This window comes from Weissella cibaria KACC 11862 (assembly GCF_000193635.1).
Lineage (GTDB): Bacteria > Bacillota > Bacilli > Lactobacillales > Lactobacillaceae > Weissella > Weissella cibaria.
Map to the genome: position 1 here is coordinate 76830 of NZ_AEKT01000019.1, position 17511 is coordinate 94340.

Sequence of the window (17511 nt, forward strand, 5' to 3'; positions counted from 1 at the left end):
CTACTCCCCCGCTAATTGCGCACGCGCTTCAGCCAATGACATTCCTGCCATCAACAATCCAAGCTCATTCTTTGACGTTTCATTTGCGTCAACGACACCTGTAATCTCACCATGTGAAATAACGGCGATGCGGTCAGCGACATTCAAAATTTCGTCCAATTCAAAGCTAACCAACATGACAGCTTTACCAGCATCACGTTGATTAATGAGTTGCTGGTGAATATATTCAATTGCACCAACGTCCAAACCACGTGTTGGCTGAGCTGCGATTACGAAGTCAGCATCACGATCCAACTCACGCGCGATAATGGCCTTTTGTTGGTTACCACCAGACAAAGCACTAGCCGGTACTAATTCGTTCACCGTACGAACGTCAAACTTTTCAATCAACTCACGAGCATGCGCGTTGATTTTGTCATAATCCAACACACCCGCCTTCGACATCGGTGCCTTGTAATACGTTTGTAGGGCAATGTTCTCAGCCAACGTCATATCCAATTCCAACCCAAAACGGTGACGGTCTTCTGGAATGTGGCCGACACCACTTTCAGTGATTTGGCGAGGCTTCTTATTGGTAATATTCTTACCCTTAAGTGTCACCTTACCCGATGCTGATGGCATCAATCCGGTCAAAGCAGAAATAAATTCTGATTGTCCGTTACCATCAATACCCGCGATACCCACAACTTCACCAGCTCGGAAATCCAAACTCAAGTTTTTCACAACTTCAACACCACGAGCGTCCTTAACCGTCAAATCCGACACGGACAAAATCGTGTCAGTTGGGTGAGCAGGCTCCTTTTCAGTTGAGAAGAGTGATACTGAGCGACCAACCATGATATCAGCCAGTTCTTGTGATGACACACCGGCAACAGGGAATGAGTCAATTGACTTTCCCCGACGAATAACCGTCACTTGGTCAGCCACCGCCTTGATTTCATCAAGCTTGTGCGTAATCAAAATGACTGACTTACCTTCAGCGGCCAAGCCCTTCAAAATTGTCATCAACTCATCAATTTCTTGTGGCGTCAACACGGCTGTTGGCTCATCAAAAATCAAAATATCAGCGCCACGGTACAACGTCTTCAAAATTTCTACACGTTGTTGCATACCGACCGAAATGTCCCCTGCCAAGGCGTTCGGATCAACATCCAGCCCATATTGTTCAGATAACTTTTTAATTTCAGTCGCGGCAGCTTTCGTATTTAACTTCAGCCCATTAACGGGTTCTGATCCCAAAATAATGTTTTCTGTAACTGTAAATGCATCAATCAACATAAAGTGTTGGTGCACCATTCCAATTCCTAATTCAGCGGCTTTTGAAGGGCTATCAACAATAACCTTTTGACCATTAATCAAAATATCGCCGGCAGTCGGTTGTAGCAACCCTGACAATTGATTCATCAGCGTTGACTTTCCAGCTCCGTTTTCCCCTAACAAGGCATGAATTTGGCCTCGCTTCACTTGCAAATTAATTTGATCATTCGCACGGAATTCACCAAATTGCTTCACAATGTCGCGCATTTCTAGCACGATTGGCTGATCTGCCATAGCACATTTCTCCCAGACATTTTTCTCGTCACATCTTCATCAAGACTATGACGTAATAGGTATATTTTACCTACTTTTTACTAAATTTTCTAGTCTATGCAATCGTTATTATTCGTCTATTAACATGGTTGTAATACAAAAATCGATTAACTAGAATTTTTCAATACATAAAAACAGGACATTCAATTAAATGTCCTGTTTTAAGTTCGTTTTTTAAACGTTTTACTTCATCGTGCTTGGCACAGTCACATCGCCAGACTTAATTGCCTTTTCAGCCTTCTCAACCGCAGACTTCTCTTCAGCATCCAAGTTCTTCTTTGTGATTGCAACACCGCCATCCTTCAAACCGTAAGTCGTTGTCTTACCACCAGGGAACTTACCGTCCATTGATTGGTTAGCAACCTTTTCGATTGAGCTAGCAATTTCCTTAATTGCTGACGTCAACGTGAAGTTGTCGCTCTTGCCATCCTTTGTCTTGTAGTTTCCTTGGTCGTTTTGATCCATATCAACACCAATGACCCAAGCCTTGTCCTTTGAACCAGCATTCAAGCCCGTATTAATGTCCTTGGCAGCTGTAAATACCGCGTTACCCGCAGGACCAGCAGCTTGGAAGATAACGTGCGCACCTGACGTGTAAATAGCGCTGGCGATTGTCTTAGCCTTCGCCGTATCAGTAAATGACTCCGCAAATTGGGCATCAACCTTCATATTTGGGTCAACTGACTTTACACCGGCGATGTAACCCGCCTCAAATGATTGAATGACTGCTGAATTCATTCCACCGATGAACCCAACCTTGCTGTCACCCAACTCCTTAGCCTTCGTTGCTGCAGCAACACCAGCTAGGTATGACGCTTCTTGTTGCTTAAACGTCAATGAAGCGATGTTCTTATATTGCTTTGATGCTACATCGTCGACCAACACGTAGTCAGTCTTTGGGTTTTGCTTAGCTGATGCAACCAACGCATCATTCGTCGCGTAACCCACACCAATCAACATGCTGTACTTTGCTGATACACCTTGTTGGAAGTTCGTTGCAAAATCAGCATTTGTCTTTGAAGCAAAGTAGTCATAACCATTTGCGCCCTTCTTCAAATCGTGTGACTTTCCCCAAGCTTTCACACCATTCCAAGCTGACTCGTTAAATGACTTATCGTCGACACCACCAACGTCAGTAACCATCGCTACTGAGAAATTCTTCTTGTTTGAATCTGATCCGTTGTTTCCGGCGACTGCGGCCCCAATACCCACAGCAGCAACAACAACGACACCACCAATAATCAAATTACGACGTGAAACCATTTCTCATATCCTCCAAAGTAACAAACTGTATGTTCCTAGTTTAATCGCTTGGTTAACAAAACGTTTAACTGTTAACCTAACTTGCTGTGATTAGTATATAAGGTTCTTTTAATAAAAACAATGAATAAAGTGTGAATTTCGTTCGTTTACACCCTGAAAAGTTAAACGTTTTACTATATTTTAGACCTATTATAGCCCCAATAAACGAACAATAACGTCTAAAAACAATAAAACGTTTTTAGTAAAAACGTTTTACTTTTAAATTATCCATTGGTTAAATGGCGTATTTTCGTCACAATTTTTTCTTTACAGTTTAATGACAAAAAAGCTATCTCGCGTAAATACAACACGAGATAGCTTTTTATCGTTAATACTATTTAAAGTTCACTTTACTGAAATCCATTCAAGTTATCGTCACCATCAACGGTGTTACGATCGATCGCTTTACCGGCCGCACGCTTGGCTTCAGCGATTACACCCATCTCGCCCAATCGGTTTGCCACTGAGTATGGCAAATTGATTTCTGATTCGAAGTACGTGTCCAGGAATGCTAATTCTGTAACCGTTAACCCTGAAGAAACGGCGTGTGACAATGTCGTAATCACTTCAGCTGCCGCTGGTGCGTTCGTTGAAATTTGTGCGCCATACACGATGCCTGACTCATAGTCATAAATCAACGATGCCACAATGTCCGTTTGTTCACCCAAGGCATGAATCGTGGCGGGCGTGTGAATATCGGGACGCTCGATGTGGTCACCAATACGTTCCTTCGCTGCTTCAACAGTCAATCCCGTCTTATAGAAGAAACGATCAAAAATCGAGAATCCAATCGTACGCAAAATTGGTTGAATTTTAACATCCAAACCTGCCACCGCATAACCTGCCACGCGGCCCATCTTCAACGCAGCGGACATCAACGGGAAGTATTGATCAAACTTACCATCAACCACAGCTGAATCGCCGATAGCGTAAATATCAGGGTTTGATGACTTCATCGTGTCGTCGACTACAATCGCGCCGTTTTCACGCATATCAACCTGACCAGCTAACAACATCGTGTTAGGCTGCAACCCGGCTGCAATGGCCATGAAGTCGAACACTTCTGACGTGCCATTGTTAAAGTTAACTTCAATCTTCTTCCCTTGATTATCAACTGAAACCACTTCTTGGCCCTTACGCAAGACGACCTTGTTATCAGTCAACGTCTTTTCCAAATCTTCTTGAATGGCTTGGTCAAAATAGCGCGTCATCAAACGCTTTGAACGGGTCACAAATGTGACATGAACACCTGAATGCGCCAAAGCGGCCGCCAATTCAGGTGAAACTGGTCCACCACCGTAAACCAGGGCCCGCTTGCGGAAGCCCTTAGCAAACTTATTGATGTCCACAGCATCTTGCTCGTCCTTCACGAAGACAACCCGGTCCAAATCAGCCCCCACAAATGATGGTACGCGTGCTGATGATCCCAAGGCATAAATCAACTTATCATATGATTCCTCGATAATCGATCCGTTATCAATGGTACGGGCATAAACCTTCTTGGCTGCAGCATCAACTCGTTCAACCAAAACGCCTGAGCGATACGTTGTATTGGGTTGACCCTCAAAATGCTCGAAATTTACTTGTTCAGCACTTGTCACGCGTCCATTCAACGCCAACTTGATACCCGCCGAAATAAATGGTCGTTCGCGTAAATTCTTTTCTAAGATGACAACTTCATCTGTTTCATTCACTTGACGGAACGCATTGACGGCCGATAAGCCAGCGTGCGCCCCTCCAATCACAACAATTTTCATACTTAATATCTTCCCTTTTAACCAATTCTACCTATTAACTAAGCACGCTTTTCGGGGAAACTTGCCCCAAACAATCGGAACCACTCTGACGCAAACAATGATTGACGACGTGTACGTTGCAACATCAATTGCGTATCCAAGCGACGTTCAATCTCAACCCATGAAATTTCAGGTTCAGCCACAACCATCTCGTGCGCTTCTGCCAATAATTGCTTATCAATCAAGCGTGCATCCAATGGTATCGCGTCCAAAAATGACGCTGATAATAATGACCGAATTTCTGTATCCATGCGTGAAATTTTCGTGTTAACCGGTTGTAACCGCTTTTTTACCCACTTCTGTCGTGAAAAACGATCACGATTCAAAATTGAGTAATAAATCAATAAGTACAGCGTCGTAAAGAACGCCACCGCAGTTCCCACAACATAGGCTATAATCTTATCAATCGGCAAGAATGGCAAGCCAAAAAATGCCAAAACAGCTGCAAGCGCCGTCAACACGAATGAGAGAATAAACGTCACTGTATTCTTGAGTTGGCCCAAACGAACGCGACGTTCAGCACGCAGCCGTCGGCGCCGTGCTGACAATCGGGTAAGCGTATCATTCAGCTGGCGCAAGTGCTCCAGCAAAACAAGCTTTTCGTTATTGCCATCCATAACTCAAACAATCCTCATCTCACTATAATTCAACATACTATAAGGTAGTATAGCGGGTTTATTTAACAAAAACCACCATAACGGCTTCTTTCGCTTACTTTTAATGTGTGCATTTTTACGAACGAATGCGGTAAACTATGAAGTATGGAATTATCAGAAGAAATATTTTTAAAAGAGCAAGAGGCTCTCAAAATTGCCAAACTCCTCGCCAATGATTTGCGTCTGCAAATTCTTTGCCTATTGCAGGAAAACGGTGCTGCTACTGTCACTGAAATCATGACTGCCTTACACGCTGAACAATCCCGGGTGTCACACCAATTGTCAGCTTTACGCGAATATCAAATGATTTCTGCCACTCGCGAAGGCCGCACTATCACGTACGCTTTAACCGACCCGCACATGATGGAATTGCTCCAAGATTTGCTTGATCACGCTAATCACGTGCGCCTTCACCGCAATCATAATGACATTTAAAGCGTAACCATGGGTTGCGCTTTTTTTGTGATTTATGACTATAATAGTAGAAACCACAAAAAGGAAGTAACAATGAAAGAAGTCAAAGCGTTTATTTTGCGCAATGATGTCCAGCGGTATATTGCCCTGGCCTTTATCGTGCTCTTATTGTTTATTGTCCATGACCTCATCAGCATCTTGCTGCTAACAGCCATTCTTGGCTACCTCGCTGTAAAAGGTGCCAACAATGTCCAACGGTGGACTAAAATCCCCTACGGATTCTCAGTGTTGATCGTGTACCTATTGAGTATCTTCGTGGTTGTGATGGCATTTGTCTACATCGTACCAGCTTTGGTCGATCAATTCGCCGTCATCCCCAACGAGGTCAACAAGCTCATCAAAGAGTATCCGGTCATTAAGCAGTACTTCAATGAAACCTATCACAAGCTAGACCTACTGAGTGAATTTTCAAAAAATTGGAAGTCCCTTTTGGCTAGCGGGTGGGATACTATCAGCACTGTCTTGACCGCATTCTCACAAATCATTCTATCGATTTTCTTGAGCTTCGTGCTCGCGTTGACTTGGCAACGCCTACGCGTCTTTGGATCACAATTTCTCCACTCAAGCTACCCTAAGTTTTTCAAGAATGTCTATGAACTTGGTAGCACGTTCGTTCTCATTTTAGGTAGCGTCATCGAGGTCCAATTACTAATTGCCTTCATCAACACAATCTTAATGATGATCGGTTTGAGTATTCTGGGCGTGCCAAGTGTCTTGGTCATGGGGTTGATGATTTTCATCCTAGGCTTAATTCCAATTGCCGGTGTGATTATCTCACTACTACCACTCAGCGTTATGGCTTTCGCAGCTCTCGGCTGGGTCGGCATGATTGAGGTCTGGATTCTAATTGCTGTTATTCACATGTTTGAATCTTATTTCTTACACCCACGTTTGATGGCTAGCCGAACAGAGTTACCAGTGTTCTTCACATTTGCAACAATCATCGTGATGGAGCATCTGCTTGGCGCCTGGGGCTTGATTATTGGTGTCCCAATCGTCGCCTTTATCTTGAGCGTACTTGGCGTGCAAGATGCTAACATTACCCGTAGTACAAAATCAGAATAATCAAAAAAGCAGCGCATCAATTTGCGCTGCTTTTTGGTTAGTTATGATTAAATACCAAATGTGCCACCATGAACCTCGTGTACATTGGTCGTCACAATAAACGCATTCTGGTCAATATCGTGCACGCGACGCAACATACGACCGTAATTAGCGTTATCCACCATAACCATGAGCATTTCTTTATTGTTATCAGTGTAGCCACCACGCACATCAAAGACGGTTAAACTCTGATCTTCTTGTAGCAACATCGTTTGAATGTCAGCCAAACGTTCATTACTCATAATCGTTACCTGGTGCTTTAAATCAAGTCCAGTTTCAATATAACGCATCACAATCGACGTAATGACTAATGAAAAAGCAGCCAAAAAGAATGCATTGGTGCCTGAAACTAACAAATTAAACAAAGTCACCACCATATCAATGGCTAACAATGACAAGGCAGAATTAATTTTAAAATACTTTTTCAAAATCATTGGTGGTACCGTTGTGCCACCACTTGACGCTTCAAGCCTGTATAGAATGGCGATGCCCGATGCAAAAACAGCGCCACCAATAATGACAGCTAAGACCGCATCTTCAACAAGCCGATGACTAGGTGTTATGTACATTAATACTGGTAATAAAAAACTACCAAACGCAATATTTCGCACTGTACTTTTATCTAAGAAAATAGCAGCTAAAATAATCATGGCAATATTAATGATCAACACCGTTAGCGCTCGGTTAATACCAAACGCAGCATCCAGCAAAATGGCGACCCCGGTTGCGCCACCAGCAGCAACGTTAATCGGGGCATAGAAAAAGTTAATAGATAGTGCAATAATTTCGAGCGCAATCACAAGCATGACTACTCGAAACCAGCCCTGTTGACTCAGTCTTCTCGGCATATGGGTCTCCTTTGGGTTGGAAATGTATATCTGTTACCTTTCTAGCATACCATTTAACGATATTTCATGTATGACACTTGTGTGAATTCATTCCGTTTCGGCATACCATTCATCTACCAGTTTTGTTCGGAGTGGAATAAAATGCGCTTCATCACGCTGCCCAACTGACTCACCGTCGATAGAGACAACCCGACCAGCCATCATCGTTGAACTCGTGATGAACACCTCATCAGCCGTTTTTAACTCCGCCACCGTGAAGGCACGTTCCTCAACCGGCATCCCCAATGAACGGGCGACCTGCAATAAATGTTGCCGAGCAATGCCCGGTAAAATCAACTTATCCGTCGGCGCCGTAATTAGCTTGCCTGCCTTAATCATATGGACATTCGTTTTAGATCCTTCAGTCACTCGTGTGTCACCGTTCTCAGTCATCCGGTAAAAAACAGTTTCATCAACTGATTCTTGCATCGCACGTTGCGCGGCAAGCACATTTGGCAGTAAGTTAATCGTCTTCACGTGCGTTAGTCCTGAGCGAATATCCAATTCGGTCCGTAAACGATATGGACGTTCTTGTTTGCCCCGATCTAACGACATAGGTGTTATCATCACTGCCAAATTAGGCGTCGCATCTAGCGGGAAACTATGGCTACGTCGCCCCGTTCCTCGGGTTACCTGCCAATAAATCATATAAGCTTCCCCAGTCACGTTGGTGAGTAAATCATTCAAAATGTTGGTTAACTCTTCACGTGTGAAGTCAGGCGTTATCAGCACTGCAGCCATACTCCGCCAAAAACGCTCTAAGTGCTCATCTAACGCAAAAATCTTTTGATTACGCGCCATGGTCGCATCGTAAACACCATCACCAAACGTAAACCCACGGTCAGTCATCGGAATCATCATGTCATCGATTTCCGATATCTTACCGTTATAGTAAGCTACAGTTTCCATACTATCCCCACCGTTCCTAATCTTTTACTCATAATAGCACCTTTTTGCGCACAAAAAACGTCCGAAGTGCAATTAGCATTCGGACGTTCATTAACTATTTCTTTTGCAATTTAACAGCCGTACCGTAAGCAGCCACCATGTTCATATCAGCACCCATTGATCCTGAATCAAAACGCATCATAATCACTGCATCTGCACCCATTTTAGCTGCGTTATCACGCAACCGCTCCAAAGATGAATTACGTGTCTCTTCAAGCAATGACGTATAGGCTTTAATTTCACCACCCACGATGGTCTTCAAACCAGCCCCAATATCTGCAACAACGTTCTTTGAGCGTGTCGTTAGTCCGAAGACCTCACCTAGTGTTTCCACCACTTCATAACCCGCAATATTTTCTGTCGTCGCAATGATAATATCATTTGCATTTGCCATGTTTGTTTATCCCCCCTTGGTTTTTCTATTGTAATCATACCGATATAGTCTGGTCAGTGGCAACCAAATTTGTGTTTAATAATTAATTGTTCCAGCAGCCATCCCTGGATTAGACGAAGAATCCATCGTGACGGTTGCTTCGTGTGGCGTCATATGGAATTGGTAACGTACTGACGTCGTACTGTTTGGGTCAGTGGCCTGAACATGATACCCACCGTCTACATAACGAATCCCGCTCAAAGCCCAAGATGACAAGTCTGTTTGTGTATATTGATTGACTACTTCACGTGCCGCTTGCGTCACCTGCTCAATCGATGCATTTGGATCACTAAAAATATCATACTGAGATGCCGTTGCAGTCGATGCCGCCGCACTCGCCGATTCAGCCCCAGCTTCAGCTACCGACGTATCATTGCTGGTCGTTGCGTCAACACTTGATTGGCTAATTGACGATGCCGTTTTTTTATCACTTGTCGCTTGCTTTTCACTTTCAGATCGCAACGAACTTAAAGCGTGCTCAGCTTTACTAAGTCGTCGCTCCTGTTGCTGTTGTGAATCATTATGTTGTTGCCATGCGTAGTACCCACCGGCACCACCAAGTGCCACAATTGGCACCGCGATAATCGTCGCAATCGTTCCTTTCTTAACCATCTGCCAAATACCTCCTTAGTTAAACCTGCGCTCATTACCTTGGATACTACCAAAGAAATGTGACCAAATTTAACAAGAGCTATTTGTCGTTGATTATCAATTACTTCGTAGCCGCGAGCGCACGTTCAATATCCTTAACCATCTTGCTTGGCGCTGTCGTCGGTGCATAGCGTGCAATAAGTTGGCCATCGCGCCCAACCAAAAATTTCGTGTAATTCCACTTAATGCGACCGTGACCAGACTCAGTCTTCAAGTAGTCGAACAACGGTGCTGTCTCATCCCCGTTAACTGCCATCATTTCTGTCATTGGAAATGTGACGCCATAATTTTTTTGGCAAAATGCGCCAATTTCAGAAGCATCATCCAATTCTTGTTTGAATTGATTAGATGGGCAGCCAATAATCGTAAAGCCTTCATCCTGATATTGATCATACAGCGCTTGGAGCTCTGTTAATTGCGGTGCTAGGCCACACTTGCTTGCCGTATTAACAATCACCATCACGTCCCCTGCAAATTGTTGCAAGTCTAGTTCTTGGCCCCCTTGGGTACGTTCTTTAAAATCGTAAACAGTCGTCATATTATTTCCCCCATATAATCATTCCTGTGCAATCGCTTCTACAATTATTGTAACCGTTTTCCTTTGGCAGATTTATTATATTTTTGGCACCATTATTAAATAATGTAGATTAAAAAAAGACGCCATCAACATCACTGTCGATAGCGTCTTTTTCAATTACTTATTAAGCTTCTGGCTTCAAAACCTTCTTTGAAACAACTGACAAATCATCTGCCAAGTCGTATACCAAAGGCTCACCGTTAGCGATTTCAACACCCAAGATATCATCATCTGAGATACCTTCGATGTGCTTTACCAAGGCACGCAATGAGTTACCGTGGGCGGCAATCACAACGTTCTTACCTGCTGCCAAGTCCTTTGAGATGTTTGACTCCCAGAATGGCAATACACGTTCCAAAGTAACCTTCAAGTTTTCGCCGAATGGCAATTCACCTTCAGGTACATCAGCGTAACGACGGTCGAAGGCTGGGTATTCCTTACCCAAAACTTCAACAGTCTCCGTTTGCTCTTCTAGCAATGGAGGCAAAACGTCGTATGAACGACGCCATTGCAAAACTTGCTCGTCGCCCCACTTTTCAGCGGCGTCGGCCTTGTTCAAACCTTGCAAAGCACCGTAGTGACGCTCGTTCAAACGCCATGACTTCATTTCAGGAATCCACAATTGACCAGCTTCTTCCAAAGCGTAGTGCAATGTCGTGATCGCACGCGTCAAAACTGACGTGTATGCTTGGTCAAATTGGATGCCTTCCTTAGCCAACAATTCACCTGCAGTACGAGCTTGGGCAATACCCTTGTCGCTCAACTTCGTGTCTACCCAACCATTGAACAAGTTCAATGCGTTCCATTCACTTTGACCGTGACGGATCAAAACCAACTTTGCCATTGGTGATACCTCTTTTGTATTAGAATATTTCGTTACTATTGTAACAAAATTTCAGCATAATTAGTAGTGATTAATTAGTCCCCTCTAGAATCTTGTATAGCATAAACATCATAGGCACCGCATACACACCGGCAATCCACATCATCACGCGCATTGACTTATCGACACTTTTACTCAACGAATCTACCTTGTCAGTCAGGTGATCAATTCGCAAATTAACCGCCTTTAATTCACCCCGAACTTCTTCACGAAAACTGACAAACTCTACTTGCAGCTCACGCACATCGACTTGGAGTTCACGTACATCGACCTGTAGCTCACGAACATCCGAGCGTAGTGCCTCAAACTCACCATCCCGAAACGCTTGAAACTCTAGTTTTGTGACGTACTTTTCATCCATAATCAATTAGTCCCCACTAGAATCTTGTACATCATAAACAGCATTGGCACTGCGTAAACCGTCGCTACCCACATCATGACCTTATTCGACTTTTCAAAGTTGCGTTCCATGTTATCCATACGCACGTTAAGCACCTTCATGTCCCCGCGCATTTCAGCGCGGAACTCAGTAAACTCAGTCCGCAACTCACGCACATCATCTTGTAGCTCACGCACATCGACTTGTAGTTCGCGTACATCCGAGCGCAAAGCATCAAACTCCCCATCCCGAAACGCTTGAAACTCTACTTTTGTCACATACTTTTCATCCATTTTGAGTCCTCCGTTAATTGGTTAACATTGGTAACATTTCCCCTAATACGACAACAGAGGCACCGCATAATTGCGATACCTCTGCTAAAAATCGTTTTAATTGTTATATCCAATATAACGGATTATCGATTGATTAACAAGCTTTTAGCGCTTGATTTCACCATTCTCAATAACCAAACCTGATGAGTGAACGGGACCTTGGCGATCTGGGTAGATACGCTTGATAATACTGTTCACAGCCGTTGGCACTTCACCGAAACCAGTTGCAATCAATTCCGCCTTACCAGGGTATTCGGCCACATCACCAACCGCAAACAAACCTGGCACCGTCGTTTCCATCTCTTGGCTAACCGTAAACTTCTGACGTTCTACTTCAGGTTGGACGGTCCAGCCAGCCACAATCTTGTTCTCTGATGTAAAGCCGTAATTAACCATCAAATCATCGACATTCAAGACCTTCTTTTCATCTTCACGGACCTTAGCCAAAGTCACATTCAATGAACCATCTTCAGCCTTTTCAACCGTTTCGATGTTATATGGTGTCTCAATTGCAACACGTGACTTTTGCAACTCAGATACGGCGTGCTCCATCGCACGGAACTTATCACGGCGGTGCGTCAAGTGAACCTCTGCTGCAACCGTATCCAACAACGTTGACATATCAACAGCTGAATCACCACCACCAGCAACCAGCACGCGGTGATCACGGAAGTCTTCAACGTCGTTCAAGAAGTAGTGGATGCCTTGACCTTCAAGACCATTTTCAACTGCTTCTGGCAAACGGCGTGGCTCAAAGGCGCCCTTACCGGTTGCAACAATCACAGACTTCGTGTGGAATGATCCCTTATCAGTCGTAATATCAAATTCAGTCCCATTAGGTTGAACATCAATAACCGTTGTATCAAGATACAAATCTTGTGGGAATTGACGCATTTGCTTGTCCAATTCCTTGATAATCTCAGCACCTGTCGTGTTCACATAACCAGCGATATCCAAAATCGTCTTTTGTGGGTAAAGGTTAGCCACTTGGCCACCAACACTCTCCAAGCTTTCGATAACTGTGACATCCAATTCACGCAAACCAGCGTAAAAGGCGGCAAACATTCCTACTGGTCCCGCACCAATAATTGTTAAATCTGTATCCTTAAATTCCGTCATGATTGTTTCCGTTCCGTTTCTATCGGTTTCATTATTTTTCTTAATTACGAGTGTTATTATACGCCAACAAAAAATCCCCTGCACGGTATAAAGGAACCAGCAGGGGCATTTCAATTACAAATTACGGTCGTACAAACTCGTGAATTCTGACAAATCCACGTCAAAATCAGCTGCCGCGACAATATCGACCGCACTGCCTTCTTCGCCAGCCTTCTCTTCAAACGCCTTAGCAAAACGTGGGTATAGCTCTTGGAATGCATCCTTGTCAGGACCATCCACGACCAACAAATAATTAGCTGCGTTTGTCGCCCCATTCGTCAACCACAACAAGTGCATGTGCTCTACTGCACCCATGGCGTCATCTGCTAAACCAATCAATTCGTAACGCAATGGCGTTGGAATGATGTCTTCAGCAGATGCAATTTGCATCTCGGCATCGCCATCCCCTTCTTGCGCTGCCACCATGCCGGCAATGTAAGCCAAGTTATCACGAGTGATTGGCATACCATTCGTGAATGGGTTCAAGGCCAAACCTTCAATATTCTCTGAATCATCGTTTTGCAACAATGGCAAGTAGTCAGCCAATGACATCGCCCAAGGGTGTACCGGATCTTCTGAGTCAATTGGCCCAGCATTGAAGGCATCCAAATCAGTAAAGATTGGAAATACGGAATGGCCGTTTTCCATCTCAAACGTCAACAAGCGCATCTCTGATCCTTCTGGAATCTCAACGTCACCGTTTTCCTTAATAATTGGTGCTTCAGTGAAGTTAACTGGCGCAACAAAAACTGCCTCTACAAGTCCTTGAACAAATGCTTGTTCATTAGCTGGATTCTGTTCTTCGCGGAAAGCTTCCAACGCAGCTAAAAGCTCGTCGTTACGCAATACTTCTTCTTGGTTATCCATTGTCGTACTACCCCTGTTAGTTCTCGTTATTTGTTACTAAGTATAACGGATATTCACCCCTTTGTCAGTGAAATCCGATGTCTAACAAAAAACCGCATCTCAAGTGGATGCGGTTTTTTGTATAAATTAGTTAGCCTTGTTGTAAATTGGCGTAAAGGCGGCTGCACGTGGGTAACCGATTTCTTCAACGCTCAATACATTTGAAAATGCTGGGGCATTGTTAATCGTTGCAAATGCAAAGAATTGTGCCTTAGCTTCTTCTGGATCACCTTCAGTGTGGATCACGTAAATCAATGTACGTTCTGGTGCACGAACCAAATCGATTGCCCATACTGTGTTCATCTCTGGCATGTTTTCTGGCAATTGCTCAGCCAACTTTGCCGCAAAGTCTGATTGGTCATCAACTGGCTCTTCCAGCGTGATTGGGTCTTGTTCGCGCATTTGCGTCAACGTTGCCATCACATAGTTCATGTTGTCTTGGTTCATCACAACATTTTGACCAAATGCATTAATTACCAAACCAGTATCTGGGTTAGCTGACATCAAAGCTGCGTAAGTTTCCAATGAAACCGTCAAGCCCACAACACCTTCAACATCAGTTGACCACTTGTTGTACTCTTCAGTGCTCGTAAATGCTGGGAAGAAAACTTCTTCCTTTTGGTTTTGGATAACTTGGTAGTTCAATTGTGCAGCTACTTCAGAATCAATTGAGAAAGTACCATCACCATTGTCAGTCAATTCTGCATCAACTTGAACTGGCGCAAGCAATTGCGCAGCGCCCAGCATCGCAATGAAATCATGCTCTGTTTCAGGGTTTACATCTTTCTCGTAAGCATCAAGCGTTGCTTCGAGATCTTCATTTTGTAGTGGACGGTTGAAAATCACATCTGCCATGTTCAAATTCCTCATTCGTTTATTTTTAGTTAGTATAACCCAACCCTAAATAAATGTGGTGGAAAAAGGGTTACTACTTAGCTGGTACTTTAACGTCCCCGGCCACAATAGCCTTTTGCGCTTTTTGCACCGCTTGCCATGCCCCGGCTGACATCTGACCACGGGTCACCGCAACTCCCTTGTTTTTCAAACCATAGACTAGGTGTTGGCCGCCTGGAAACTTATCCGTCGCTGCACGTTCCGTGACATCCTTGACCGCCGTGCCAACGCCCTTCGTTGCTGACGTTAGCGTGAAGTTACTCTTACCATCAGTTGCTTGATAACCCCCATCAGATGCTTGATCCACGTCGACACCGACAACCCAAACCTTATGCGCCTTAGTTTGCTTCTCATTCAAATCCTTTGCTTCAGTGAAAACACCAGCACCGGCGCCACCGGCCGCTTGATAAAGCACATCTGATCCGTTTTGGTACATTGACGCCGCTATTGTTTTAGCCTTACCGGCATCCGCAAAATCACCGACATACTGAACATCGACCTTAATATTGGGATTGACAGACTTGGCCCCAGCAACAAAGCCTGTTTCGAATGTCTTAACAACGGCTGATTCCATCCCACCGATAAAGCCAAGTTGATTTGTTTTAGTTGTCTTCGCAGCCGCAACACCGGCTAGGTAAGAAGACTGTTCGGTATGGAACGTAACCGAGACAACATTTTGACGTTTCTTAGCAATGTCATCAATAATCATGAAGTTATTTTTAGGATACTTTTTTGCGGCTGCATTAATCGCAGGCGTCTTTGGGAACCCAATCCCATAAATATTTTGGTAGCCATTAGCAACTGCTTGATTGATATTTGTTTCAAAATCGGCTGATGTCTTTGCTTGAAAATAAGTGTAACCACCCTTACCTTGCTTCACATCATTTGCCTTAGCCCAACTTGTTAGCCCTCGCCAAGCCGATTGTTGAAATGACTTATCATCGATACCTGCTGCATCCGTAATCAAGGCAACCGAAGCTTTACTAGTTGCTGCATCCCCTTTATTCGCACTCGCATACACTCCAATTGCAACTGCTGCAACTACAACAACACCCGTACCCAAAACAACCTTACGATTCATGATTAACCCCTATTTTGTAAAATAAATTAATTTAAAGTTCGCGTTTTACGTTAATTAAACGTTTTAATTAACCAACTCCACAATAATAACCCGAACAAAACGTTTTGTAAACACAATCATTCGTTTTTAGATAATAAATAGAAACGCAAAACATATAAAGAGGTGCAAAACACGAACAAAAAGCGCTCATCGCGTTTTGTGATGAGCGCTTTTCGAACTTTAAATTACTTAGCAGGTACTTCTACCTTGCCGTCAATGATTTGCTTCTTAGCCGCTTGAACAGCATCCCAAGTTGCTGCTGACATGTGACCACGCGTCACGGCAACACCCTTATCGTCTAGCCCATAAACCAAGTGCTCGCCACCAGGGAACTTATCCTTAGCTGCCTTTTCAGTGACATCAACAACAGCCTTGCCGACCTTCTTTACTGATGACGTCAATGTAAAGTTTGACTTGCCATCCTTAGCCGTGTAGGCACCGTCCGCGTTTTGATCACGGTCAACACCGATAACCCAAACCTTATCAGCCGCCTTCTTTTCACTGTTCAAATCCTTAGCTTCTGTGAAGACACCGGCACCAGCTCCACCAGCCGCTGCGAAAATAACATCAGCGCCGTTTTGGTACATTGATGCGGCAATCGTCTTACCCTTACCGGCATCAGTAAAGCTACCAACGTATTGCGCATCGACCTGAATGTCCGGGTTAACTGACTTCGCTCCAGCCGTAAAACCAGCTTCGAAAGTCTTCACTACAGCTGATTCCATGCCACCGACGAAGCCTAACTTATTCGTCTTAGTTGTCTTAGCGGCTGCAACACCAGCCAAGTATGATGACTGTTCAGACTTGAACGTTACTGACACCACATTCTTTTGCGTCTTCGCAACATCATCGACAATCATGTAGTTTGTCTTGGGGTGCTTCTTAGCTTCCTCATTAATGGTTGACGTCAATTGGAAGCCAATCCCATAAATATTTTTGAATCCGGCTGCTGCCGCTTGATCGTAGTTCGTCTTGAAGTCAGCGTTCGTCTTTGACTGGTAGTATGTGTAACCACCCTTCCCCTGCTTAACGCCGTTCTCCTTACCCCACTTTTTCAAGCCTTCCCAAGCTGATTGTTGGAAAGACTTGTCATCGACACCCCCACCATCAGTTACCAAAGCCACTGATGTCTTGTCGGATTCGCCTGAAGCTGACTTGTTTCCAGATAGAGCGGCATAGGCGCCACCAGCAATAACCAGCACCGCAGCACCAGCAAGCAACATCTTTACGTTTGAAGCCATGTTTATTATTCCCCTTTATGAATAAAACCCTATAATTTTCGATAACTTTGTCATCTGTGTGAATAATATAACTGACTTTCGTGACCTTGTAAACCCTCTTGTTCGTGTTTTATCCAAAAATAACACGTTAACTTTTTGTAATGTTCATTTTTAAAAGGTTAAACGTTTAAATGTCGAATG

19 protein-coding genes are annotated in these 17511 nt (G+C 44.0%); 2 read left to right on the forward strand and 17 right to left on the reverse strand.

Features of this window, described 5'->3' with window-relative positions; genetic code table 11:
* From ESE_RS0103710 to ESE_RS0103725, 4 genes are all read right to left on the reverse strand, one after another.
* On the reverse strand, positions 1-1551 hold the full coding sequence (locus tag ESE_RS0103710) for an ABC transporter ATP-binding protein (RefSeq protein ID WP_010371425.1): 1551 nt from the start codon (positions 1549-1551) through the stop codon (positions 1-3).
* Between the two features lie 222 nt (positions 1552-1773).
* A complete protein-coding gene (locus tag ESE_RS0103715; protein ID WP_010371428.1) occupies positions 1774-2853 on the reverse strand; it encodes a BMP family lipoprotein in 1080 nt (359 codons plus the stop codon).
* A gap of 389 nt (positions 2854-3242) precedes the next feature.
* Complete coding sequence (locus ESE_RS0103720; RefSeq protein WP_010371430.1) at positions 3243-4649, reverse strand: FAD-dependent oxidoreductase; 1407 nt, start codon at positions 4647-4649, stop codon at positions 3243-3245.
* A 38-nt stretch (positions 4650-4687) separates the two neighbouring features.
* On the reverse strand, positions 4688-5305 hold the full coding sequence (locus ESE_RS0103725; protein WP_010371445.1) for a hypothetical protein: 618 nt from the start codon (positions 5303-5305) through the stop codon (positions 4688-4690).
* A gap of 144 nt (positions 5306-5449) precedes the next feature.
* On the opposite strand from ESE_RS0103725, the gene ESE_RS0103730 reads away from it, so the two are divergent.
* Positions 5450-5779, forward strand: a complete 330-nt coding sequence (locus ESE_RS0103730) for an ArsR/SmtB family transcription factor (protein WP_010371446.1) — start codon at positions 5450-5452, stop codon at positions 5777-5779.
* Between the two features lie 72 nt (positions 5780-5851).
* Positions 5852-6883: an AI-2E family transporter gene (locus ESE_RS0103735; protein ID WP_010371447.1), complete on the forward strand. Its 1032-nt coding sequence runs from the start codon at positions 5852-5854 to the stop codon at positions 6881-6883.
* Between the two features lie 47 nt (positions 6884-6930).
* On the opposite strand, the gene ESE_RS0103740 is transcribed toward ESE_RS0103735, so the two are convergent.
* The 13 genes from ESE_RS0103740 to ESE_RS0103800 form a co-directional block, all read right to left on the reverse strand.
* Positions 6931-7770, reverse strand: coding sequence for a YitT family protein (locus ESE_RS0103740; protein WP_029237447.1), 840 nt, complete (start codon positions 7768-7770; stop codon positions 6931-6933).
* Between the two features lie 87 nt (positions 7771-7857).
* Complete coding sequence (locus ESE_RS0103745) at positions 7858-8718, reverse strand: aminotransferase class IV (RefSeq protein ID WP_010371449.1); 861 nt, start codon at positions 8716-8718, stop codon at positions 7858-7860.
* 94 nt (positions 8719-8812) lie between these two features.
* On the reverse strand, positions 8813-9151 hold the full coding sequence (locus tag ESE_RS0103750) for a heavy metal-binding domain-containing protein (RefSeq protein WP_010371450.1): 339 nt from the start codon (positions 9149-9151) through the stop codon (positions 8813-8815).
* 75 nt (positions 9152-9226) lie between these two features.
* Complete coding sequence (locus tag ESE_RS0103755; RefSeq protein WP_010371453.1) at positions 9227-9802, reverse strand: hypothetical protein; 576 nt, start codon at positions 9800-9802, stop codon at positions 9227-9229.
* Between the two features lie 100 nt (positions 9803-9902).
* Positions 9903-10379 carry a glutathione peroxidase gene (locus tag ESE_RS0103760; RefSeq protein ID WP_010371455.1) on the reverse strand — a complete coding sequence of 159 codons (477 nt, stop codon included), beginning with the start codon at positions 10377-10379 and terminating at the stop codon, positions 9903-9905.
* 163 nt (positions 10380-10542) lie between these two features.
* Positions 10543-11262 carry a 2,3-diphosphoglycerate-dependent phosphoglycerate mutase gene (gene gpmA / locus ESE_RS0103765; protein WP_010371458.1) on the reverse strand — a complete coding sequence of 240 codons (720 nt, stop codon included), beginning with the start codon at positions 11260-11262 and terminating at the stop codon, positions 10543-10545.
* Between the two features lie 70 nt (positions 11263-11332).
* Positions 11333-11662, reverse strand: a complete 330-nt coding sequence (locus ESE_RS0103770; RefSeq protein ID WP_010371460.1) for a hypothetical protein — start codon at positions 11660-11662, stop codon at positions 11333-11335.
* Positions 11663-11664: 2 nt separating this feature from the next.
* The gene (locus ESE_RS11395; RefSeq protein ID WP_010371463.1) at positions 11665-11973 is read right to left on the reverse strand and encodes a hypothetical protein; all 309 of its coding nucleotides are present in this window, start codon (positions 11971-11973) and stop codon (positions 11665-11667) included.
* A gap of 144 nt (positions 11974-12117) precedes the next feature.
* A complete protein-coding gene (locus ESE_RS0103780; RefSeq protein ID WP_010371466.1) occupies positions 12118-13131 on the reverse strand; it encodes an NAD(P)/FAD-dependent oxidoreductase in 1014 nt (337 codons plus the stop codon).
* Positions 13132-13245: 114 nt separating this feature from the next.
* Positions 13246-14037 carry an SseB family protein gene (locus ESE_RS0103785; protein WP_010371468.1) on the reverse strand — a complete coding sequence of 264 codons (792 nt, stop codon included), beginning with the start codon at positions 14035-14037 and terminating at the stop codon, positions 13246-13248.
* Between the two features lie 126 nt (positions 14038-14163).
* On the reverse strand, positions 14164-14931 hold the full coding sequence (locus ESE_RS0103790; RefSeq protein ID WP_010371481.1) for an SseB family protein: 768 nt from the start codon (positions 14929-14931) through the stop codon (positions 14164-14166).
* A gap of 73 nt (positions 14932-15004) precedes the next feature.
* Positions 15005-16051: a BMP family lipoprotein gene (locus ESE_RS0103795; RefSeq protein ID WP_010371483.1), complete on the reverse strand. Its 1047-nt coding sequence runs from the start codon at positions 16049-16051 to the stop codon at positions 15005-15007.
* A gap of 224 nt (positions 16052-16275) precedes the next feature.
* Entirely contained in the window at positions 16276-17331 is a 1056-nt protein-coding gene (locus ESE_RS0103800) for a BMP family lipoprotein (RefSeq protein WP_010371485.1), read from the reverse strand.
* Positions 17332-17511 lie beyond the last annotated feature (180 nt).